Here is a 23,319-nt window from a genome sequence, read left to right as displayed (position 1 = left end):
TCGGACTGCCGTCTGCCGGACAGGACCGCGAGCCGGCCGGCGTCCGTACTCCGGCCCCTCCATCCTGCCCCTCCGGCACCAGCGCGTGCACGCCAACCGCTGGGCCGACGGCCCGCGGGGAGATCACGGCGCACGCTTCGAAGGGCAGTACGGCGGCGCCCGCCGCGGAGTGCGGCGGGCGCCGTCGTCATGGTGAGGGGGCGGAGTCCCGGATCAGCAGGGGTTGATGTCGAGCTTGAACGTGGTCGTGGTGTTGCGGATGTTCTCGGCGTTGTCACTCATGCGCAGACAGTTGAACGTGGCCTCGCCGACCGCCGGGCCCTGCCCGGGTTCGGGCATCTCGTTGACCCAGATGCCCATGCCGGACTTGGCGTCCCAGGCGTCCCCGCTCCGGCGGGCGCCGGTGATGGAGATGTCGGTGAAGACGGTGTCCTTCACGGGGTTCTCCGGGCGGCCGCCGCCGTCGTACTTCGTCTGGAACATGATCCCGCTGTAGGTGGGATCGACGATGTCGACGTCCTTGACGCGGATGCCCTGGAAGACCTTCGAGGCGGAGAACAGCCACATGCCGCCGAAGGTCTGGTTGCCCCAGAAGTGGCCACCGGCCCGGACGATCGAGATGTTCTCGAAAGCCGTCGGCCCGGTCCCGAAGCCGTTCATCGGGTAGCCGAAGTCCAGCGAGGAGATCGTGATGCCCGAGTAGACCAGGGTGTCGGCGATGTGGATGTTGCGGAAGGTGTTGTCGTAGCCCCCGTAGACGGCCACGCCGGCGGCCCGCCAGGTCAGGGTGGAGGACAGATTCTCGTAGACGTTGTTCTTCATGTCCGCGCCGCCCGCGTCGATGGCCGAGAACAGCGCGAAGCTGTCGTCACCGGTCGCGCGTGCGTCGTTGTTGGTCACGAGGTTGTCCGTCGAGCCGTTGGTCATGTTGACGCCGTCGGCGAACATGTTCCGGATCCGGGAGTTCCTGATGGTGATCCGGTCGGTGTTGGCGCCCCAGTACAGGCACACCATGTGCTCGTTCCAGATGTCCTCGATGACGATGTCCGACACGTTGGCGAAGTCGAACACCTTGCCCGGGCCGTCGATCCGCGAGGTGTAGTTGCCGAAGTAGGCGAAGCCCTTGAAGAGCGAGCCCTTGGCCGCGGCCTCGGCGCGGAAACCGACGTCGGTGTTGTCCTGGGTGGCGGGCGCGTGGAAGCGCGTGTACCAGGGGCCCGCGCCGACGATCTTGACCGCCTTGCCGTACACCTGGAACTTGCTCGACGTCCGGTAGTCGCCTGGCGGCAGGTAGACGCCGACGAGTTTGCCGGTGGTGTCCATACGCACCCGGTCGAGCGCGTTCTGCACGTCCTGGTGCGTGAAGCCGGCCGGCACGGTGTACGTGGCGGGGTCCGGGTTGGCGACCGGCGCGACCTGCTCCAGGTTGACGAAGTCGATCGCGTAGTGGGCGGCGTTGTTCGCGGCGTCCTTCTGCAACCGGATCTTGGCTCCCGCGGGGACGGTCTCCCCGAACATCAGGTGCGCCTCGTCGTAGATGTGCCGCGGAGCACCCGAGCCGGGTGAGTTGCCGGGCGCGGCCTCCGCCCCGTACAGCCAGGCGTACTTCGAGGTCAGCGGCAATGCCTTCTTGAACACGCCGTCGACGTAGACGTTGAGGGTGGAGTCGATGCCGCCGCCACCGGGAGCGTCCGGGATCGAGAAGCGGGTGACCAGCGTGTTGGTGGCGGCGCGGGTGGTGAACTCGACGTACTCGCCGGTCGCGTCCAGGTTCACCGCCTTGCGTCCGGACGCCTCGCCTGCCATGTCGCCGATGGTGCGGTTCGGTCCGACGACGGAGGCGCCGCCGCCGGCCGCGCCGTCCTCGGCCTCGTACATGTCGTACGGCATGTTGGCGCCGCGGCCGACGAACAGTGGCTGCGTGGAGATGTTGTTCGCGCGCTTGACCGGCAGTTCGTTGGCGTCGTCGGCCAGGGTGGTCTTCACCGTGTACGAGCCGTTGGCCGCCGTCCACGGGCCCAGGTTCACCTCCGCCGAGGCCCCGGGCGCCAGGGTGCCGCTGTGGGCACCGGTCAGCGTCTTGACGGTCGCGCCCTGCTGGTCGAGGAGGCTGAGTGTCACGCCGTGGCTGCCGGACGCGCTCGGCTCGTTGCCCTGGTTGCGCACCGTCACCTTGAAGGTGACGGTGTCTCCGGCGGCCGGGCTGGAAGGCGTGGTCGTCACCGAGGAGGCGACCAGGTCGGAGCCGGCCACGGGCTTGACCACCAGCGGGGTGGCCCGGGTGTGGGTGTTGTTGGTCTCGTTCTGCTCGACGACGGCGTTCGCCTCGTCGGCGACGGCGCTCAGCTCGTACGAGCCGGCGTCGCGGGCCCCGATGGAGGCGCTGACGGTGGCCTGCGCGCCGGCTGCCAGGGCGGGGACGTCCGCGGTCGCGACCTTGGTGCCGCCCAGGCGCAGCGCGACCTTGCTCGCCGCCGCGGCGGCCGGGCCGTCGTTGCGGACGGTGGCCAGCGCGGTGATCTCGTCCGACTCGACGGGCGCGGCGGGCGAGGTGGTCAGGTTCGTGACCACCAGGTCGGGGTTGGGCGCGGGCACGCCGACGACCTGGAACTCGGCGACCTGACCGGCCGGGGCACCGGTGTTGGCGGTGAACTTCAGCTGCACGTCGGCGACTCGGCGGGTGACCGGGATGGTGACGGTGTTGCCGCTCGCCGGGTCGAAGGCGTAGCTCCTCGCCGCGACCAGGCTGGTGAAGCCGGAGGCGTTCTGCTCCCGGCCGAGGACCTCGACGGTCTGGTTGCGGGCGGACCACGCGGTGTCCGGGTTCAGTTTGAGCACGAGCCGGTCGAGGTCGGCGTTGGCACCCAGCTTGACGGTGAGGGTGTTGGGGTAGCTGCCGCCCGCGCCCTCCCAGTAGGTGGCCGTGTTGTTGTCGTTGGCGTGCGCGGCGACGTAGGTGTGCACCGTGGAGGAGGCGTCGATCGGCTTGCCGACGGCGAGGTTCGAGCCGTTGCCGCCGCTGCCGTTGCGGGTCACGCTGTTGCTGTTGCCCGACTGGTTGCCCGCCGCGTCCTTGGCACGGACGTGGTAGGTGACGGTGCTGGTCTCCGGCTGGGTGTCGGTGAACGTGGTGACGTCGCCGGACACGCTGTCCCGCAGGACGTTGTCGGCGTAGATGTCGTAGCCGGTCACCCCGACGTTGTCGGTGGAGGCCGTCCAGGTCAGCTTGATCCGGCCGGTGCCGGGCTCGGTGAAGGCCAGGTTCGCCGGTGCCGTGGGCGCCTGGGTGTCGCCGCCGTCACCGACGCGGGTGACGGTGTTGCTGTCTCCGGACTGGTTCCCGGCGGCGTCGCGGGCGCGCACGCGGTACGACACCGTCTGGTTCGCGGGCCGGCTGTCGGTGAACGTGGTGACGTTCCCGGCGACGGTGGACAGCAGGGAGCCGTTGGCGTAGATGTCGTACCCGGCGACGCCGACGTTGTCGGTGGCGGGGTTCCAGCTGAGCCTGATCTGCCCGGTCGCGGGCTCGGTGAAGGCCAGGTTCGCGGGCGCGCCCGGGGCCTGGGTGTCGCCGTCGGCGGGGCCGTAGATCTCCAGCTCGGATATCTGGGCGGCCGGCTGCACGGTGTTCGCGGTCACCAGGACCCTGACGTGGCGTGTGGTGGCCGAGTCGAAGGAGATCGTCGCGGTGTTGTCGTTCGCCGCGTCGAAGGTGTAGGCCCGGGAGGCCGAGAGGTCGGTGAAGTCCCTGCCGTCGGCGCTGCCCTGGATCTTCAGGGTCTGGCTGCGGCTGCCCCATCCGGCCGGGAGCTTCAGTACGACGCGGTTCACGGCGACAGAGGCACCGAGGTCGGCCTGGAGCCACTGCGGGAGGGCGTGGTTGGCGCTCTCCCAGTAGCTGGCCCGGTTGCCGTCGTTCGCGTGGGGGGCCGCGTACACCTCGGTGTGGCTGCTGGCCTTCAGGGGTTTGCCGGCCGCGAGGTTCGTCGAGGACCCGTCGGCGGAGTGCACCTCCAGCTCGGAGAGCTGCGCCGCCTGCCAGCCGGTGTTGGCGGTGACGGCGACGCGGACGAAGCGGGTCCGGGTGGCCGGGAAGGAGACGGTGACGGAGTTTCCGGCTCCTGGGCTGAACGTGTAGGCCGCTGAGCTCTTCAGGGTGGAGAAGCTGGTGCCGTCGGCGCTGCCCTGGACGGACAGGGTCTGGGTGCGGGACTCCCAGCCGGCGGGCAGCTTCAGGACGACCTCGTCGACGCGCTCGGTGGTGCCGAGGTCGGCCTGCACCCACTGCGGCAGGTTCGCGCCGGCACTCTCCCAGTACGTGCCTTGGTTGCCGTCCGTGATGTGCGCGGCGCCGTACTCGGCGCCGGCACTGCTCGCCGACGCGGTGTCGCCGAGGGCGATGTTGGGTCCGCCCGCCGCCCGGGCGGTCATCAGTGGACCGCCCAATGCCAGCAGGCTCGTCGCGACCACGGCGCTCAGGCCCCGTGATCTCCAGGTGGGGGTGGTCATCGGTCCTCGCATTTCGGGCTCGCACACCGGGTGCGAGTCGCGGCTCGGGGATGGTGTCCGGATCTGACGCGCGGCGGCCCGCCGGGGGGGACGGGCCGCCGCACCGGTGCTGTCGGATCAGTTGCGGTTGACGGCGAACTGCGAGCCCGGCTCGACGCAGACGTCGCCCTCCGCCGAGTCGGTGATGGTCACGTTCGTCAGGGTCGCGCTGCCTCTGGCTCCGCTCATCGCGAGGACGCCGCAGCCGCCCACCGACTTGTCGATGCGGACGTCGGCGACCTTCACGCCCGGCATCGCGCCGCCGCCCGTCTTGAACTGGATGCCGTCGTAGGTCGAGTCGTGGATGTCGGTGTCACGGATGGTGACTCCGGGAATGTCCGGTCCCTGCGCGAAGAGCGTGATGGCGCCGAACTCCTGTGCCTCGCCCCAGAACGCCCCGCCCGTGCGGTACAGCGCGTTGTTGGCGATGAGGGTCTGCCCGGAGAAGGGCAGCGGGTCGTGGTCGGTCGCCAGCATGATCCCCGGGTAGTTCATGGTGTCGGAGACCACGTTGTTCTCGATCGTGTTGCCGTAACCGCCGTAGACGGCGATGCCGTTGGCCCGCCAGGGCAGCTGGATCGTGTTGTTGCGGAAGTGGTTGTCGTGGCCGATGTCCACCGAGGTGTCCTTGACGTACTTGCTGGCCCAGACCGCAAGGGCGTCGTCGCCGGTGTTGCGGAAGGAGGAGTTGTAGACCGTGGAGTTGCGGGTGCCGTTGGCGAAGTTGATGCCGTCGGCGTAGGTGTTGCGGATCCGCATGCCGGTGAACTCCAGGCCGTCGCCGGGGCCCCACAGCTCGGGGATGTTGGAGTAGTCGCGGCCGGCCCAGACACCGACGTTGGCGTGCTCGATCCACACGTTGCTGATCCTGGTGTTCTTGCCGAAGCGGCCGTTGAGACCGACGCCGCCCTCGGCGCCTCCGTCGCCGCCGCGGATGGTGCCGGAGCCGAAGATGGCGATGTCGGAGATCTGCGTGTTGTGATCGATGTCGAAGCCGAAGTTGCCCTCGTGCGGGTGGTTGATTCCGCCCGCCTGGTGGGGCGGGGTCAGCGTGTACAGCTGCGAGTGCCACATGCCGGCGCCGCGGATCGTCACGTCACGGATGCCGACCTGGTTGTGGGTGCCGCGGTCGAGCGGGTCGTCGGTGAGGATCTTCTGTTCCTGGCGCCACTGCCCGGCGGGTATCCACACACAGGCGATCTCGCCCTTCTGGTCGGCGGTGACGGCGCGCTGGATCGCGTCGGTGTCGTCGATGCCGTCGTTGGGGACCGCGCCGTACTCGGTGACGGAGGTGCAAGCGGCCGGCTTGGCGGCCGGGGGCGCGACCTGCTCCAGGTCGATCAGGTCGATGATGTAGAAGTCGGCGGTGTCGCCCGCGTCCCGCTGGAGGCGGAACTTCGTGCCCGCCGGATACGACTGGGTCAGCAGCGCGTTCGACTCGTCGAAGAGGCGCCGGGCGTCACCGCCGGGCCGGTTCGTGAGTCCCTCCGGGTCGTCCGTGCTGCCGTAGAGCCAGCTGTGCTTGGAGGACAGCGTCAGCTTGCGGACGAAGGTGCCGTCGGCGTACAGGCTGATGGTGGCCTCGCGGCCACCGCCGGCCGCGGAGTCGGGGATGGAGTTGCGCACGACGACGGAGTTGGCGGCGTTCGTCGAGGTGAACTCCACGTAGTCGCCCGTGCTGTTGAGGCGGACCGACTGGCGTCCGGAGGACTCGGTGGCGAAGTTGGTGTGCCCGAAGGTGCGCTTCTTGTCGGCGGTGAGCAGCGTTCCGCTGTAGCGGGCGTCCTCGGCCTCGTACTCGGTGTACGGGACCGCGGCTCCGCGTCCGACGACGAGGGAACGGGCGAAGACGTTGTTGTTCTCGTCGGTCTCGGCGAGAGTGCCGGTGGCGTCGGCCGTGGCGGTCAGGGTCACGCCGCCGCTGGTGGCCGTCCAGGTGCCGCTGATGGCGACGTTCGCCGTCTGCCCCGCGGCGATGGCGCCCGTGGTGCCCTGCAAGGTGGTGCCGCCGACGGTGAGACGGGTGACGGTGCCCGCGGGGACGCCGGTGGTGCCGCGGTTGTTTACCGCGACGGTGAAGGAGACGGGCGTGCCGACCGTGGGTGCCGCCGGGCTGGTGGTGATGCCGGTGACCCGCAGGTCCGGCCCCGGGCTCTGGGTGACGGTCAGCTTCGTCGCCGCTGTGCGGCTGTTGTTGCTGTTGTCCAGTTCGGCGACGGTGTCGCTCGGATCGACGGCGGCGGAGACGGTGTACGAGCCCATGGGGCGCCGGCCGACGGGGACGCTGACGGTGGTGGACGCACCGGCCGCGAGGGCGGCGACCGGGGCGGAGCCGGCCACGGTGCCTTCGACGCTGACATGGGTGGTCGTCGCGGGCGCCGGGGCGGTGCCGGCGTTGCGGACGGTGGCCCGGACCGTCACGTCGTCCGCCTCGGACGGGGAGGCCGGGGTCCAGGTCAAGTCGGTCAGGACGAGGTCCGGCGCGGGTGCGGCCGTGCCGAGGACCTGGACCTCCGCGACCTGTGCGCCGGGGGCTCCGGTGTTGGAGAAGAAGGTGAGCCGGACGTCGGCGACGCGGGCGGTCACCGGGATGACGACGGCGTTCTGGCCCGAGGAGGGGCTGAAGGCGTAGGTGCTACGGGCCTTGAGCGAGGTGAAGTCCGAGGAACCGTGCGCACGGCCCAGGACCTCCAGGGACTGGGTCCTCGGTCCCCAGATCTGGTCCGGGTTCAGCTTGACGACCACGGCCTCGACGTCCGCGTCCGCGCCGAGCTGGACCGTCAGGCCGGCCGGGAAGCCCGCCGATTCCCAGTAGGTGCCGGTGTTGTCGTCGTTGGCGTTCGCCGCCACGTAGTTCTGCGTGGTCGAGGTCGCCGCGATCGGCTTGTTCCGTGCCAGGTTCGTCCCTTCTATCGGTGGGTCGACCGGGCCCGAGTCGTCGTCGCCGTAGACCTCGAGCTCGGACAGCTGGGCGGCGTTCCAGCCCGTGTTGGACGCCACCTGCACCCGGACGAACCGGGCGGTCGCGGTGGGCAGGTCGATGTTCGCGGTGTTCGCCCGGGACGGGTCGAACGAGCGTGCCTGCCCGGCGGCGAGGGTACTGAAGGAGTTTCCGTCGGTGCTGCCGAGGACGGCCAGCGTCTGGGAGCGCGCCTCCCAGCCGGTGGGCAGCTTCAGCACGACCCGATCGAGGGGTGTCTGCGCGCCCAGGTCGACCTGCACCCACTGCGGGAAGGAGCCCGTCGGGCCCTCCCAGTACGACTGCTGGCTTCCGTCGGTGACATTGGCCGCCGGGTAGCCGCCGTGCGCTCCCCCGGCCGTCGCCGCTCTCCCGAGGGCGAGGTTGGTCTCCGCCGCCGCATGAGCGGGGGCGGGTAGCAGTCCGACGGCGAGCAGGCCCGCTGTCAGCAGACCGACCCCCAGCCGCCTGCTCGGATGTGTGCCTCTCATGGTGGCCTCTCCACGATCCGGGCGCGGCGCACGACCTCTCGCCGTCTCCAGGAGGCGGGTGCGAACGCGCGCCCGCGAATGCCTGAAGAGGGGACGAGGAGGTCACGCGCGGGACCCAGCATGACTCCAATAAGGAACGGCGACGGCAGGACGATTTCTTGAGTAATTCTGTGACTCATTTGCATCGCCAAGGTGACAGGTTTCTACTGGCTGGCATCTTTGTCAACGGTTTCGTCATGCACACGGCAGACGAGTGCCACCGGAACGACGACGGCACCGGTGGCGGGCCCGCCGAGGGGCCGCCACCGGTGCCGTGGGGTGACGCGAAGTCAGATGAGGAGAAGGACGCGGTGCCCGGGCGCGCTCAGCGGACCGGCGGCGGGGCGGTCGAGCCACGCACGACGAGCTCGGGCTCGAAGAGCAGCTCGCCGGGGTGCGCGTGGGTCCCCTGGATCTGCGCGCACAGCAGGTCCACCGCCGCGCGGCCCATGGCCTCGATGGGCTGACGCACCGTCGACAGGGGCGGTTCCGTGCAGGTCATGAAGGCCGAATCGTCGTACCCCACGACCGACACCTCGGAGGGGACGGCGAGCCCCCGCCGGCGGGCGGCCCTGATGGCCCCGAGGGCGAGCGGGTCGCTGGCGCACACGATGCCGGTGACCCCGCGCTCCAGCAGCCGGGCCGCCGCGGCCTGCCCCCCTTCCAGTGAGAAGATCGTCCGCTCGACGAACTCGTCGGCCCACGGCATGCCGGCGGCCTTCGCCGCCGCCGCGGCGGCCTCCAGCTTGCGACGCGAGGGCACGTGATCGGCGGGACCGAGAACCAGGCCGATCCGCTCATGCCCCAGGGAGGCGAGGTGACGCCAGGCCTGCTCGACGGCAACGGCGTCGTCGCAGGCGACACAGGGGAAGTCCAGCCCCTCTATCGACGCGTTGACCAGGACGACGGGGATCTTCCGCTCCGCCAGCTGGTGGTAGTGGTCGTGCGGCGCGTCGGCCTGCGCGAAGAGTCCGCCGGCGAAGATCACGCCCGAGACCTGCTGCTGGAGCAGCAGCTCCACGTAGTCGGCCTCGGAGACACCCCCGCGGGTCTGCGTGCACAGCACGGGGGTCAGCCCCTGCTGCGCCAGCGCTGCGCCGATGACCTCGGCGAACGCGGGGAAGATCGGGTTCTGCAGCTCCGGGAGCACGAGGCCGACGAGCCGCGCTCGCTCTCCGCGCAGCTGGGTCGGCCGCTCGTACCCGAGGACGTCGAGGGCGGTGAGCACGGACTGCCGGGTCGCCTCGGAGACCCCGGGCTTGCCATTGAGGACACGGCTGACCGTCGCCTCGCTGACCCCCACCTTCTTCGCCACCTGAGCAAGTCGTCGCGTCATACACGCAACGTTAGCGCAAAACTGACGCAAGTTGTGTAAGTGGATTGCATCATTTCCTTTCCGGAATCCGGCGGTCCAGCACGGAGTCGTTCAGGCCCGCAGCCATACCGCCGTGTCCCGCGGCAGCGCTCCGTCGGCGTCGAGCGGACCGCTGGCGAGGAGCAGCCGTTCGTGCCGCGGAAGTACGGCCGGCCGGTCCGAGAGGTTCACGACGCAGAGCAGGCCGCCCGCCCGGGCGAAGGAGAGGACGCCTTCCGCGGCCGGCTGCCAGGACAGGGCTCCGTCGCCGAAGCCCGGCTCGGACCGGCGCAGCCGCAGTGCCTCGCGGTAGAGCGTGAGCATCGACTCCGGGTCGGTGCGCTGACGGTCGACGGCGCGGCCGGCCCAGTCCGCGGGCTGCGGCAGCCAGGGCTGCGACGTCGTCCCGAAGCCGTACGACGGTGCCTCGGCCTCCCAGGGCAGTGGCACCCGGCAGCCGTCGCGGCCCGGATCGACGCCGCCGGAGCGGAAGTACATGGGGTCCTGGACACGCGCCGGCGGTATGTCGGCCTCGGGCAGGCCCAGTTCCTCGCCCTGGTAGAGGTAGACGGAACCGGGCAGGGCGAGGGTGAGCAGCGCCGCGGCACGGGCCCGCCGGGTGCCGAGGGCAAGGTCGGTGGGGGTGCCGAAGCGCTTCTTGGCGAAGTCGAACCCGGTGTCCTCGCGACCGTAACGGGTGACGGTCCGGGTGACGTCGTGGTTGCAGAGCACCCAGGTGGCGGGGGCACCGACGGGGGCGTGCTCGGCGAGGGTCGCGTCGATGGTGCGGCGCAACCGGTCCGCCTCCCAGGGGCAGGTGAGGAAGTTGAAGTTGAACGCGGTGTGGAGTTCGTCGGGGCGCAGATAGCGGGCGAAGCGTTCGGCGTCGGGCAGCCAGACCTCGCCCACGAAGACGGCCCCGTACTCGTCGGCGATCGCCCGCCAGGAGCGGTAGATGACGTGCAGGTCGTCCTGGTCTATGTAGGGGTGGGGGTCGACGCCCTCCACGAAGTCGGCGAGCGCGGGATCCTTCACGAGCAGGGCGGCGGAGTCGATCCGCACCCCCGCGACACCGCGCTCGAACCAGAAGCGGAGCACCTCCTCGTGCTCCCTGCGGACGTCCGGGTGGGCCCAGTTGAGGTCGGGCTGCTCGGGCGTGAAGAGGTGCAGATACCACTCGCCGTCGGGGACGCGGGTCCATGTGGTGCCGGAGAACTGGGAGGGCCAGTCGTTGGGCGGGAGTTCGCCGTTCGCCCCGCGTCCGGGCCGGAAGTGGAAGCGCTCCCGCTCGGGACTGCCGGGTCCGGACGCCAGGGCCGCCCGGAACCAGGCGTGCTGGTCGGACACGTGGTTGGGGACGATGTCGATGATGACCCGGACACCGAGGGCGGCGGCCTCGGCGATCAGCTTCTCGGCCTCGTCGAGGGTGCCGAAGGCGGGGTCGATGGCGCGGTAGTCGGCGACGTCGTATCCGCCGTCGACCATCGGGGAGGCGTACCAGGGGGTGAACCAGACGGCGTCCACGCCGAGTTCGGCGAGATAGGGCAGTCTCGCACGGACGCCCGCGAGGTCCCCGGTTCCGTCGCCGTCGCCGTCGGCGAAGCTGCGCGGGTACACCTGGTAGATGACGGCGTCACGCCACCAGGCGTCGGTTCGGGGCGAGTGAGGGGCTGCCACGGGGCATTCCTTTCGGGCAGGGTGGATCTTCGCCGCCGGCCCGGACAGCGGGGCGTCGGACAGGCCGGCGGCGAAGGCTTCGGTTGGGAGGGCGGACCGGGTGGGGCGGACCGTGCGGCGCGGACCGGGCCGGGGTCAGCCCTTGAGTCCGCCGGCGGTGAGGCCGCTCATGATGTTGCGCTGGAAGACCAGGAAGATCAGCAATGTGGGCAGGGAGGCGATGGTCAGCGCGGCGATCAGCACGTTCACCGGCACGCCGTTGGACAGCGAGTAGATGCCGACGTTGAGCGTCTGCTTGGCGGGGTCGGGCAGGGTGAGCATCGGCCAGAGGAAGTCTTTCCAGACGCCGACGACCGCGAAGATCGACACCACGCCCAGGATGGGACGGGAGATCGGCAGGACGATCGACCACAGGGTGCGCGTCGGGGAAGCGCCGTCCATGGCCGCGGCATCCAGGAGTTCCTTCGGGATGGAGTCGAAGAACCGCTTCAGCAGGAAGATGCTGAACGCGTTGGTGACGGACGGCAGCCAGATCGCCCACGGGGTGTTCAGCAGGTTGCGCTCGACGATCGGCACGTCCAGGACCGTCAGGTACTGCGGGACGACGAGCACGGTCGCCGGGATCATGAGCGTGGCGAGCATCATGCCGAGGATCGCCTTGCCCAGCACGGGACGCAGCTTGGACAGCGAGTACGCGGCGGCCACGTCGAGGACCAGCTGGAACGCGAGGGCTCCGAAGGCGTAGTAGAGGGTGTTGAAGAGCAGGGAGGCCAGGTCCATGACCTCCCAGGCGCGGCTGTAGTTCTCGGGTGTGAAGGTCTTCGGCACCAGGGTCGGCGGTGTCTGGATGACCTCCTGGGCGTCCTTGAAACCGCTGGAGACAAGCCAGTACAGCGGTCCGAGGAAGACCAGGGTGAAGCCGCCGACCACCAGGGTGAAGACGGTCCAGTAGACCGCCTTGGCGCGGGGCTTGGCGCGCTGGGCAGGCGAGATGAGCGTACGCGTGGACATGGTGTCTCTCCCCTGGCCTACTCGTCCTCGGCGCGGCTGAGCTTCACGTACGCCGCGGAGAATCCGGCGAGCAGTACGAGCAGGAGCAGGCCGAGCGCTGCCGCGGCACCGTAGTTGTTGAAGTTGAAGGCGTACTGGTAGATGAGGTAGACGACCGTCGTCGTGGAGCCCTCCGGGCCGGCGCCGCCGGTGAGCAGGAACGGCTCGACGAAGACCTGCATGGTCGCGATGACCTGCATGAGCAGCATCAGGGAGAGGATGAGGCGGGTCTGCGGGATGGTGACGTGCCAGATCTTGCGGAAGAGACCGGCACCGTCGAGTTCGGCCGCCTCGTACAGCTCGCCGGGAATGCCCTGGAGGGCGGCCAGGTAGATGAGTGCGGCGCCGCCCAAGTTCATCCAGGTCGAGGCGATGACCACGGAGAGCATGGACAGGTCCGGGTCCTGGAGCCACTGCTGCTGCGGCAGGTGGAGAAAGCTCAGCACCTCGTTGAGCAGCCCGTATCCGGGGTCGTAGAGGTACTTGAAGAGCAGGACCGAGGCGACCGGCGGAAGCATCACCGGCAGATAGACGAGGAGCCGGAGGTATCCCTGCCCGTGGTGGAACTCGTTGATGACGATCGCCACGACGAACGGGACGGCGAAGCCGAGGACCAGCGCCAGCACGGTGAACAGGAGGGTGTTGCGCCACGCCTGCCAGAAGGCCGGATCGTTGAAGACGGTGGTGAGGTTCTCCAGACCGACCCAGGTCGTCTGCCCGCCCTCGGTCTTCTGGAAGGCCAGGAGGAACTCCCTGACCATGGGATACCAGGAGAACACCGCGAAGCAGATCACGGCTCCGATGAGGAAGCCGTGCGCGGTGAGGTTGCGCCGCAGGCTCTTGGCGAACCGGCCACCGGGTGGTACGGGGCCCGCTTCGCGGGGCGGGGAGTGGCGGGGAGGTCCTGCCTTGCTCGGGGTCAGGCTGGGGGCCGACATCGTCGCTCCTTGGTACTGAACTTGCCGGTCTGCTGCCGGGGCTGCCGCGCTGCCGCCGGGCGGGGCGGCCACGGTTCGCAACCGGCCCGCCCGGTCATGTCACTGGTTGGCCAGGACCTGGTTGACCTGCACCTCGGCGGTGGACAGGAGCTTGCCGACGTCGGCGTTGCGGTTGGTGAGGATGCCGGACATCACGTTGTCGAGGACCTTGTAGATCTCCTGCGCCTTGGGCGGCTCGGCCTTGCCCGGGACGGGGTTGTCCATGAACGTCTTGAAATTGGCGACGGGCATGGTGGCGTGCTCCGCGCGGGCGGCGTCGTCCTTGGCCTTGGACTCGTTCAGCCAGAAGTTGGGCTGCGGGACACCGACGGGAAGGCCGTCCGCCTTGGCGCGTGCCCAGTCGAACTGGCCCTTGCCGACAGTGAGGTTCTTGAAGTTGAGCCAGGCGACGGCGGCCTTGATCTTGTCGCCGGAGATACCCTGCTTGATCATGTAGTTGTTGCCGCCGGCCAGGGTGTTCTTGCCGCCGGGTATCGGGCCCATGCCGAAGTTCTCGTACTTCGCGCCGAGTTGCTGGACCATGTACGCGATGTCGTCGGGGGCGGCGAGGAACATGCCGAGCTTGTCGGTGGCGATCTGCTTCTGGAGGTCGCCCCACTTCAGCAACTGGGTCTGGCCCATGCTGTCGTCCTCCCACCGCATGGCGTGGAGGTTCTCGGCGACCTGCTTGCCGAGCTCGTTGTTGAAGGCGGCCTTCCTTCCGCTCGCGTCCACGATGTCGCCGCCGAGGCTGTACATCTGCGCGGTGAAGTGCCAGCCGCCCGTGTTGCCCGCGCTGTACTCGCCGAAGCCGGCGATGCCCTTGCCGAGGCCCGCGATCTTCTTGGCCGCGGCGCGGACCTCGTCCCAGGTGCGCGGCGGGCTGTCGGGGTCGAGGCCGGCCTGCTCGAAGAGCCTGCGGTTGATCAGCAGGCCCATCGTGTAGTTGCTCGTGGGCAGTCCGTAGAGCTTGCCCTCGTGCTTGAGTGAACCGAGGACGTTGGGGTCGATGTCCTTCAGCAGCGGCACGGTCTTGTCGTTGACGTACCCGGAGATGTCGGCGGCGCCGTCGTTGTCCAGCACCTGCGCCAGGTCGGTGAAGTACGTGTAGAAGACGTCCGGCTGGGACTTGGCCTTGAGCATGGCGGTGAAGCGCGGCGGCTCCAGGCACTGACCCGGGGTGGAGCGGCCCTCGATGGTGACGTTCGGGTAGGTCTTGTTGAACTCGGCGACGTCCTCCTTCCACTCCTTCAGCTCGGCCGCCTTCGCCGCCGGAGGCATGCAGTCGATCGTGATCGTCACCTTCGTCTTCGGGTCCAGCGGGGCGGACGGATCTGACGAGCCGCTCCCTTCGGCACCGCCGCCGTCGTCACTGCTGCTCGTGCCGCAGGCGGCGAGGGCGGTCAGCGTCAGGGCAGAGACGAGGGCGACCGCGCCGGCGCGGCGGGTACGGCGGAACCGGGCACTTCTCATGGTGGACCCCTTCGGGCATCAACGTGGAGGTCGCCCCACCACCGGTCGGCTGATGCGTTGTGGGGCGGGCCACACTCAACCACCCCCGACAAGTGAACGCAAGATATCGCGTCAATTTCGTAATTGCTCGACAATCAGATGTCAGAGCAGGTCGCGGCCAACTCCGATCGACGGACCGAACCCTGCAAGGTTCCCGCCTGAACCGGGGTGGGCCGGGGCCGGCTCCGTCCGGGGCTGCTGTTTCAGTTGTCGCTGTCCTGCTTGCGCGCAGCGGGTCGGCCGGCGGAAGGCTTATGCCGAGGGGCTGGGCGGCGGCGGTGTATGGCGACGGACTCGGGGCGGGGGCTTGTGCCGACGGGGCCGGGGCTTGTGCCGAGGGGGGCGGAGGGCCGGGGACGTATGCCGGGGCGGGTACGAATGCGGGGGGCGGGGACGGATTCAGGGGGCCGGGCGCGAATACGGAGAACCGGGGACCAGTCCGGGGGGCGAGCGTGGGCCGACCAGGGCCACGGGCGTGGGCGACCGGGCGCATGCCGACATGCCCCCGCACCCCGTTGACGGCCGGGCGCGCGCCGACCGTCGCGGGCACGGGCCGACCGTCGCGGGCACGGGCCGACCGTCGCGGCACGCGCCGACCATCGCGGGCACGCGCCGACCGTCGCGGGCACGGGCCGACCGTCGCGGGCGCAGGTGAGCAGCCCACGCGTCGCGGCCCCGCGAAAGGTGCGCGGGCGTCCGAGTCGCCTTCACCCCGGATCGGCCGTCCGGCGACCCGGTCCGCTAGGCAGGGTACGCGTGCGTCTGGGTCGCCTTCACCGTCGCCCAGACCGTGCCTCCCGGGCGGAGCTCCAGTTCGGCGGCGGCGATGGTGGTGAGGTCGGCGGCGAGGGGGAGTTCGCCGGTGAGGGCGGCGCGGATCTGGTCGCCGTGGACCTCCAGGCCGGCGACCTCGCAACGCCAGTGGTTGCGGGCGCTGGAACCGGCGGGGCGGTCCCGGTGCAGGGTGACGGCGCTGGGCGGGAAGGCGACCAAGACCGGGCCGGTGAGGTCCTCGGTGGTGGTGATCGCGGGCCCGTCGTCGATCTGGACCGTGTGCCCTGCGGCCTGTCCGCGGTAGAGGTTGAGCCCCACCAGATGGGCGATGTAGTCGGTGCGCGGATGGCGGGCGATGTCGGCGGGGGTGCCCTCCTGGACGACACGGCCGTTCTCGATGACGACGAGGTGGTCGGCCAGGACCATCGCGTCCAGCGGGTCGTGCGTGACCAGTACGGCGACCGCCTCGAAGTCGGCCAGGTGGCGGCGGAGCTGGGCGCGGATGTCGAGCCGGGTTCGGGCGTCGAGGGCGGCCAGTGGTTCGTCGAGCAGCAGCAGGCGCGGGCGGGTGGCCAGGGCGCGGGCCAGCGCGACACGCTGAGCCTGGCCGCCGGAGAGCCTGCGTGGCTTGCTGCCGGCGTGGTCGGCGAGGCCCATGCGGTCCAGCCAGCCGGCGGCCTCGGCGCGGGCCTGCGCCTTTCCGGCGCCGTGGCAGCGCGGTCCGAAGGCCACGTTGTCGAGCGCGGTGAGGTGGGGGAAGAGCAGGTAGTCCTGGAAGACGACGCCGACCGGGCGGGACTCCGGAGGCGTACGGTCCAACTCCGCGCCGTCGAGGCGGAGATGGCCGCCGGTGAGCGGAACGAGGCCGGCGAGTGCCCGCAGCGCCGTGGTCTTTCCGGCGCCGTTGGGACCGAGGAGCGCGACCACGTCACCGGGCGCCGCGGTGAGCGCCACGTCGAGCCGGAAGGCGCCGCGCTCCACCACCAGCCGGGCGTCGAGCCCCTCGGAGGCCGGGGCCGAAGCCCTCATGGTGGTCTTCTCGGTGTCGGTCATGAGGCGGTCATCCAGCGGTCACGCAGCCCCGCGAGCACCGCGATCGACACGGCGAGCAGGACCAGGCTGAGGGCGACAGCCGCCTCCGGGTCGCTCTGGAGGGCGAGGTAGACGGCGAGGGGCATGGTCTGGGTGCGGCCGGGAAAGTTTCCGGCGAAGGTGATCGTCGCGCCGAACTCACCGAGCGCCCTGGCCCAGGCCAGCACGGCGCCCGCGGCGACACCGGGGGCGATCAGCGGCAGCGTGACCCGGCGGAACGCCGTGAAGCGGGACGCCCCCAGGGTGGTGGCGGCCTCCTCGTAGCGCGGGTCGGCGGCGCGCAAGGTGCCCTCCACGCTGATGACGAGGAAGGGCATCGCGACGAACGCCTCGGCGACCACGACGCCGGTGGTGGTGAACGGCAGCGTGAGCCCGAACCAGTCGTCCAGCCACCGTCCGACGACACCGTTGCGACCGAGCGCCATCAGCAAGGCCACACCTCCGACCACGGGTGGCAGGACGAGCGGCAGCGTCACCAGGGCACGGACGAGCCCGCGTCCCGGGAATTCGACCCGGGCCAGCAGCCAGGCCAGCGGGACCCCGATCACCAGGCTCACCGCGGTCGCCGCGGTCGCGCAGATCAGGGACAGCCGGAGCGCCTGCCACACCTCGGGGCTGGTGAGCAGTTCGGGCATGCTGCGCCAAGGTGCCCTGAACAGCAGGGCGATGAGCGGCAGGACCAGGAACGCCAGGCCGATCAGCGCGGGCAGCAGCAGGGGCAGCGGGGCTCCTCGCAGGACGCCCCGGCTCCCGCGGCCGGGGTGGACGCGCCGACGCCTCGGGCCGGCGGTCCGGCTGTCCGCGGCGTCGGCCTGCCCCTGTGAGGAACCGGTCACGGCCTGAGGAACCCGGCCTCGGTCAGGACCTTCTGGCCCTCGGCGGACTGCACCAGCTCGATGAAGGCCTCGGCGGCCTCGGTGTTCCGCGAGCTCTTGAGCAGGGTGATCGGGTAGTCGTTGACGGCGCCGACCGATTCGGGGAAGTCCACGCCCTCCACCTTGTCACCCGCCGCGCGGACATCGGTCTTGTACACGACCGCGGCGTCGGCCTCCTTGAGCACCACCTTGTTGAGGGCGGACTTGACGTCCTCCTCGTAGGAGACGGGCGTGAGCGTCAGCTCGCTCGCGTCGAGGGCCTTCTGCGCGGCGGAGCCGCACGGCACCGCCTTGTCGCAGAGCACGACCTTCAGGTCCGGGTTCGTGAGGTCCTCGAGGGTGGCGATCCTGTCCGGGTTGCCCGGCAGGGTCGCGATCTCCAGCTGGTTGCGGACGAAGGTGGCGGGCGTACCGGAGGCGTCCCCCGCGTCCGTGACGATCTTCATCGTCTTCGGGCTGGCCGAGGCGAACACGTCCGCCGGGGCGCCACCGGTGATGCTCGCGGCCAGCGCGTCGCTGCCGCCGAAGCTGAAGGTCACCTCCGTACCGGGGTGCTGCTTCTCGAACTCCTCGCCCAGCTTCGTGAAACTCTCCTTCAGCGACGCGGCGGCGAAGACGGTCACCTCTCCGGACACCTCGCCGGAGGCGCCGGCCGACGCGGAGGAACCCGAACGGGCCGACGCGGAGTCGTCGGAGGAGGAGCAGGCGCTCAGGGCCAGCAATGCGGCGGCACCTGCGCCGGTCACCGTCAGCATCCGGTGGGTCCGGCGCATGGATCGGGTCATCACGGGTCCACTCCCTCTGGTCCTGACGGACTCAGCCACGGTCTTGCGACCTTGTCCACTGCCTCTCGACGACCACGCGGCTGAGCACCGCAACCGCCGGACACCGGCCGCCCGGGTATGGCGGCCGCGTCCCCGATCCGGGAGGTCTGCATACGCCGATCATACTGTCGCAGATGCCAGGGAAAAGTCCCCTGTCACTTCGCATGAGCCGGTCCCTGGCTCCATATGCATCGCATGTGCGTTCCTACGGAACCGTGGCCGGGGTCCGGATGTGCCGAGGGTGCAGGTGGCGAACGCGGAGTACCTGCACGAGCGCCTGCCCCACAGCAGGCTCGATCTCCTCGACCCGGGCCACTTCGTCCGGGAGGAAGGCGCCGACGACTACGCCCGGACCGTCACCGCATGGTGGCGGGCGAACTGACCCGCCGGGCTCGGCCGGCCACCGGCAGCCTCCCGCGTCACCCTTCGAGCCGGGCCTTCTGCCGAGCCCGGTACGCGGCCACGTTCTTCTTGTTGCCGCACATCTCGTAGGAGTGCCACCGCTGGGTACGGCTGCGGGTGCTGTCGTAGAAGGCGTGGCCGCAGCGCTCATCGGCGCAGACGCGGATACGGGACCAGGTGCCGTCCTCCACCAGTTCCGCCACCGCGAGGGTGATGCCGCCGATCACGGGGTCGCCGGTCACCTGCCGCATCCGCACCCTGCCGGGCGCCGAGAACTCTTGTCGCAGCGTGACGGACGAGGCCCTTCGGGAGAGATCCGTCCAGGCCCTCGCCGCCCCGGTCTCGTCCTGCCCCGTCACAAGGTCCATCAGGGTCGCGCGCAGGGCGCGGATCTCGGTGAGGTCCTCCGGTGACGGCTCCCTCGCGTCGGACCGGCCGAACGGGCGCAGAACGGCGCTCGCCGTCCCCGCGTTCACAAGCGTGTCCGGCATCGACCGGACGGTTCCGTGCGCCCGGGAATTCAGCAGGTCGACGACCGCCGCGGCAGTCGCGGGCACGTCCCGCGCGGACTCCGGACGTTCCTTCGTGGCCACCTTTCCATCCTAACTCACATGGTCATTTCCAAGAAGGGGATTACCTCGGCGGCTGCCCGCGTTGGGGCATGGACAACCGCGAGCGAACGATCCTCACGCACCTCCCGCAGGCCCATCGCCCGGACCTCCCGCCGACCACCGCCCGGACCCCCTCCGAGGAGAAACCGACGTGCACCCCAAGCTCCCGACGGGGCGAATACCCCGCCCCGTCGCCTTCTGGCTGCTGGCCGTCACACTGCTGGCGATCCTGGCCGCGTCCGCCGCACCCTCCCCGCTCTACGTCGTCTACCAGGACCGCTGGGGCTTCTCGCCGACCGTGCTCACCACGATCTTCGCGATCTACGTCGTGGCGCTGCTGGTCGCGCTGCTGACCGTCGGAGAACTCTCCGACCACATCGGCAGGCGTCCCGTGCTCGCCGCGGCGCTGATCGTCGAGGCCGCGTCCATGGTCGTGTTCCTGAGCGCCGACGGTGTCGGGCCGCTGCTCGTCGCGCGGGCCCTGCAAGGACTGGCGACCGGTGCGGCCACCGGTGCCATCAGCGCCGGGCTGCTGGATCTGCAGCCGTCACCGACCTCGTCGCTGGGCCCCCTGCTGAACAGCCTCGCGCCCGCTGTCGGACTGGCCGCCGGCGCGCTGGGCACGGGACTGCTGGTGCAGTACGCGCCGGCCCCCACCACGCTGGTCTTCGCCCTGTTCACAGTCCTGTTCGTGGTGCTGGCCGCGGCCGTGTTCCTGCTGCCGGAGCCGGTCACGCCGCGCCGGGGCGCCTGGGCCTCGTTGCGGCCGCGGGTCGCCGTGCCGTCCCATGCCCGCAGGACCTTCGTGGCGGCCGCACCCGCCCTGATCGCCACCTGGGCACTGGGTGGCCTCCACCTCGCGCTCGGCCCCTCGCTGACCACGGAGGGGCTGCACATCGCCAGTCATCTGGTCGGCGGACTGGTGGTGGCCACCCTCTTCGGCGCGGGAGCGGCTGCTTCGCTGCTGGTGCACAGCGCGCCACCGCGGCGGGTGATGGCCGCCGGGACGCTGGTGCTCGCCGCCGGGACCGGTCTCACCCTGCTCGCCCTCGCGGTGTCCTCGGCACCCCTGTTCTTCCTCGCGACCGCCGTCGCCGGCGCCGGCTTCGGCAGCTCCTTCCTGAGTGCCTTCCGCTCGCTCGCGGCGCTGGCCGGCCCCGGAGACCGGGCGAAGCTGATCGCCGCCGTCTACGTCGTCAGCTATCTGGCCCTCAGCGTTCCCGCCGTGCTGGCGGGGCTCGCCGTACCGTCGCTCGGTCTGAAGGCCACCGCCACGCTCTACGGCGCCGGGGTGATGGTGTTCGCCCTGCTGGCCACCGTGTCCGAGTTCGCCGGCCGCAGGACCTCCGTCACGGGCCCGGTACTCGTTGCCTCCTCGGCGGACCCGGACGCCCCGCCCGGCCGGCTGGAGGTGGCCGCGGCGGGCTGGACCGCGGAGTCCGGGCCCAGGTACGGCAGCTGATCGCGAGGACACCGGCGCCGGGGCTCGCGAGAACGCCGAAGGGCAGTTCGCGGGACACAGAAGGACTGACCGACCGGAACGCAGCAGGACAGTCCGCGGGGACGCAGAAGCACCGTCCGAGAACACGGAAGGAAACAGAGACCGATGGACACTGCCGCACAGACGGCGACGAGCCAGGATCAGACCGCCCGTCGGACGGCCTTCCAGGCGGCTGAGACGGCCATGGCGCTGCTGGATGCCTCGGGCACCGTGGTGGGCTGGACACAGGCGGCCGAGCGGCTGGTGGGCCACACGGCCGCCGAGGTGGTGGGCCGCTCCGCCGCGAGCCTGCTGCCGGACGCCGCGGGCCGGGCGGTCGCGGCGGCCCTGACGGTGGACCGCGCACCCTCCGGATGGTCCGGCCACACCGAGGTCCGGCACCGCGACGGGCGGTGGATCGACGCCCGCCTGTGGGTGCAGTCGCTGTCCGGGCACGACGGCGGGGCACGGTGGATCGTGTCGGCGACGGGCCGAGCCACGCTCCCGCCCTGGGTGGCGGACGGCACGGCGGCGGACGCTCTCCCGGCCGCCCTGCGACTGCCCGGCCACCTGCCGGTCGGTGTGGTGATACGCGACACCGAGCTGCGCTGCACCTGGGTGAACGACACCCAGGGGGAAAGGGACGGCCTGCCCCTTGAGCAACGGCTCGGGCGCAGGCTGACGGAGGCCTCGCCCAGCCCGCAGGCCGAGACGCTCGAGGCGCTGATGCGCCAGGTGCTGGAGAGCGGCGTTCCGGCGACGAACGTCGAGTTCCGGGCCTTCGCTCCGGCGTCCGCGCGCCGTGAGCCCACGTTCCTGGCGTCGTTCTTCCGCCTCGACGACGCGCAGGCCCGTGCCCTGGGCGTCTGCGTGGTGACGGTGGATGTCTCCGAGAGCCGCCGGGCGCGGGAACGCCTGGCGGTTCTGAGCGAGGCGAGCAGGCGCATCGGAACCACGCTGGACATCATGCGGACCGGGCAGGAACTGGCCGACCTCGCCGTGCCCCTCCTCGCGGACTACGCGACGGTCGACCTGGCGGAGTCGGTCCCGTGGGGCGAGGAGCCACCGGCACGTCCCGGCGCGCAGGGCGGGTGCGTCCCCGCCTTTCGCCGTGCGGGCCTCGCCTCGGTCCGCCGCGGGGCCCCGGAGTCCCTGTTCGGGCGCGGAGAGCCGGTCCTGGTGCCCACGACGTCGCCCTTCACCGGCGTACTGCACTCGGGCACATCGCACTTCGAGCCACTTCTGGACGCCTCTCCCGGCACCTGGATCGACGTCCAGGACACGAGGCGGGCCAGGACGGTCCGCGACCACGCCATGCACTCCCTGATGATCGTTCCGATCCGGGCGCGCGGTGCCGTCCTCGGCGTGGCCCTGTTCCTGCGGACGGAGAACCCGCTGCCGTTCGAGGAGGACGACCTGCTGCTGGCCGAGGAACTCGTCAGCAGGGCCGCGCTGTCGCTGGACAACGCCCGCCGGTACGCCCGTGAACGCTCCGCGGCCCTGGCCCTGCAGCGCCATCTCCTCCCGCACCACGCCACCGGCGGAACCGCGGCTGAGGTCGCCTGGCGCTACCTGCCGGCGGACAGCCACCACGGCGTCGGCGGCGACTGGTTCGACGTGATCCCGCTGTCGGGCGCGAGGGTGGCGCTGGTCGTGGGTGACGTGGTCGGGCACGGCATCAACGCGGCGGCCACCATGGGACAGCTCCGCACCGCCGTGCGCACCCTGGCGAACCTGGACCTGCCGCCCGACGAGCTGCTCGCCCGCCTCGACGACACCGTCACCGGCCTGTCCGCGGGCGCCTCGGTCCCGGAGCCGGCCCGCACCACCATGACCGCCACCTGTCTTTACGCCGTGTACGACCCGATCACCCGCCAGTGCACCATGGCCCGGGCGGGCCATCCCGCGCCCGCGATCATCGACCCGGACGGCGGCGTCACCTTCCCCGACCTGCCCACCGGGGCCCCGCTCGGCGTCGGCATGGTGCCCTTCGCATCCGCGACCGAGGAACTGCCCGAGGGAAGCACGCTCGCCCTCTACACCGACGGTCTGGTCGAGACCCACGACCACGACATCGGCGTCGGCATGTGCCGGTTGAGCACCGCCCTCGCGCGCCCCGGGCTCCCGCTCGACGAGCTCTGCTCGACCACGGTGGACGCCCTGTCCGCCGAGGCGCCGCGCGACGACGTCACCCTGCTCCTCGCCAGGACCCACGCGCTCGGCCCGAGCCAGGTCGTCTCGTGGGAACTCGCCCCCGAGCCGTCGGCGGCCGGCAGTGCCCGGGCTCTGGCCTCCGCCCAGCTCGCCCGGTGGGGGCTGGAGGACCAGATCCCGGTCACCGAACTGATCGTCAGCGAACTGGTCACCAACGCCATCCGCCACGGCACCGGCCCGTTCCGTCTGCGGCTCGTCCGGCACGAGTCACTGACCTGCGAGGTGCACGACACCAGTGGCTGCGCCCCACGCCGGCGCCAGGCCCGTAGCACCGACGAAGGCGGCCGTGGCCTGCTCATCGTCGACCAGCTCAGCAGCAGGTGGGGCACCAGGTACACGGCGGACGGCAAGATCATCTGGACGGAACAGCACCTTGCTCCCGCGAACGGGTCCGGGTGAGGCCGAAGTTGCGGCACGCAAGGCGTCCGTCGGCCCCTCAC

The 23,319-nt window shown here is 70.8% G+C and carries 14 protein-coding genes; 3 read left to right on the top strand and 11 right to left on the bottom strand.

Annotation, left to right across the window (positions count from 1 at the left end; genetic code table 11):
- Nucleotides 1-213 precede the first annotated feature (213 nt).
- The 10 genes from ACIHCM_RS10030 to modA form a co-directional block, all read right to left on the bottom strand.
- Nucleotides 214-4,509, bottom strand: a complete 4,296-nt coding sequence (locus ACIHCM_RS10030; protein ID WP_399891973.1) for a discoidin domain-containing protein — start codon at nucleotides 4,507-4,509, stop codon at nucleotides 214-216.
- A gap of 117 nt (nucleotides 4,510-4,626) precedes the next feature.
- Nucleotides 4,627-7,998, bottom strand: a complete 3,372-nt coding sequence (locus ACIHCM_RS10025) for a CARDB domain-containing protein (protein WP_399891970.1) — start codon at nucleotides 7,996-7,998, stop codon at nucleotides 4,627-4,629.
- A gap of 364 nt (nucleotides 7,999-8,362) precedes the next feature.
- Nucleotides 8,363-9,373, bottom strand: coding sequence for a LacI family DNA-binding transcriptional regulator (locus ACIHCM_RS10020; RefSeq protein WP_399891967.1), 1,011 nt, complete (start codon nucleotides 9,371-9,373; stop codon nucleotides 8,363-8,365).
- Nucleotides 9,374-9,463: 90 nt separating this feature from the next.
- The gene (locus ACIHCM_RS10015) at nucleotides 9,464-11,068 is read right to left on the bottom strand and encodes a glycoside hydrolase family 13 protein (RefSeq protein WP_399891964.1); all 1,605 of its coding nucleotides are present in this window, start codon (nucleotides 11,066-11,068) and stop codon (nucleotides 9,464-9,466) included.
- Between the two features lie 135 nt (nucleotides 11,069-11,203).
- On the bottom strand, nucleotides 11,204-12,079 hold the full coding sequence (locus ACIHCM_RS10010) for a carbohydrate ABC transporter permease (protein ID WP_399891961.1): 876 nt from the start codon (nucleotides 12,077-12,079) through the stop codon (nucleotides 11,204-11,206).
- 17 nt (nucleotides 12,080-12,096) lie between these two features.
- A complete protein-coding gene (locus tag ACIHCM_RS10005) occupies nucleotides 12,097-13,056 on the bottom strand; it encodes a carbohydrate ABC transporter permease (protein WP_399891958.1) in 960 nt (319 codons plus the stop codon).
- Between the two features lie 99 nt (nucleotides 13,057-13,155).
- Nucleotides 13,156-14,568 (bottom strand): extracellular solute-binding protein, encoded by a 1,413-nt coding sequence (locus ACIHCM_RS10000; protein WP_399891955.1) that lies wholly within the window; start codon nucleotides 14,566-14,568, stop codon nucleotides 13,156-13,158.
- Nucleotides 14,569-15,348: 780 nt separating this feature from the next.
- Nucleotides 15,349-16,434, bottom strand: coding sequence for an ABC transporter ATP-binding protein (locus ACIHCM_RS09995; RefSeq protein ID WP_399891952.1), 1,086 nt, complete (start codon nucleotides 16,432-16,434; stop codon nucleotides 15,349-15,351).
- Nucleotides 16,431-17,309, bottom strand: coding sequence for a molybdate ABC transporter permease subunit (modB, locus tag ACIHCM_RS09990; RefSeq protein WP_399891949.1), 879 nt, complete (start codon nucleotides 17,307-17,309; stop codon nucleotides 16,431-16,433). The genes ACIHCM_RS09995 and modB overlap by 4 nt, the downstream gene beginning before the upstream one ends.
- Entirely contained in the window at nucleotides 17,306-18,133 is an 828-nt protein-coding gene (gene modA, locus ACIHCM_RS09985; protein ID WP_399891946.1) for a molybdate ABC transporter substrate-binding protein, read from the bottom strand. The genes modB and modA overlap by 4 nt, the downstream gene beginning before the upstream one ends.
- 286 nt (nucleotides 18,134-18,419) lie before the next feature.
- On the opposite strand from modA, the gene ACIHCM_RS09980 reads away from it, so the two are divergent.
- Nucleotides 18,420-18,554 carry a hypothetical protein gene (locus ACIHCM_RS09980; protein WP_399891943.1) on the top strand — a complete coding sequence of 45 codons (135 nt, stop codon included), beginning with the start codon at nucleotides 18,420-18,422 and terminating at the stop codon, nucleotides 18,552-18,554.
- A gap of 37 nt (nucleotides 18,555-18,591) precedes the next feature.
- On the opposite strand, the gene ACIHCM_RS09975 is transcribed toward ACIHCM_RS09980, so the two are convergent.
- A complete protein-coding gene (locus ACIHCM_RS09975; protein ID WP_399891940.1) occupies nucleotides 18,592-19,167 on the bottom strand; it encodes a CGNR zinc finger domain-containing protein in 576 nt (191 codons plus the stop codon).
- Between the two features lie 169 nt (nucleotides 19,168-19,336).
- On the opposite strand from ACIHCM_RS09975, the gene ACIHCM_RS09970 reads away from it, so the two are divergent.
- Together ACIHCM_RS09970 and ACIHCM_RS09965 are read left to right on the top strand one after the other, a co-directional pair.
- Complete coding sequence (locus tag ACIHCM_RS09970; RefSeq protein ID WP_399891937.1) at nucleotides 19,337-20,647, top strand: MFS transporter; 1,311 nt, start codon at nucleotides 19,337-19,339, stop codon at nucleotides 20,645-20,647.
- Nucleotides 20,648-20,791: 144 nt separating this feature from the next.
- Complete coding sequence (locus ACIHCM_RS09965) at nucleotides 20,792-23,278, top strand: SpoIIE family protein phosphatase (RefSeq protein WP_399891934.1); 2,487 nt, start codon at nucleotides 20,792-20,794, stop codon at nucleotides 23,276-23,278.
- The last annotated feature ends 41 nt before the right edge of the window (nucleotides 23,279-23,319 follow it).

It is taken from the genome of Streptomyces sp. NPDC052023, from assembly GCF_044548465.1.
Lineage (GTDB): Bacteria > Actinomycetota > Actinomycetes > Streptomycetales > Streptomycetaceae > Streptomyces.
Note: the sequence above shows the minus strand (reverse complement) of the source record. Positions and strands in the feature narration are given on the sequence as shown.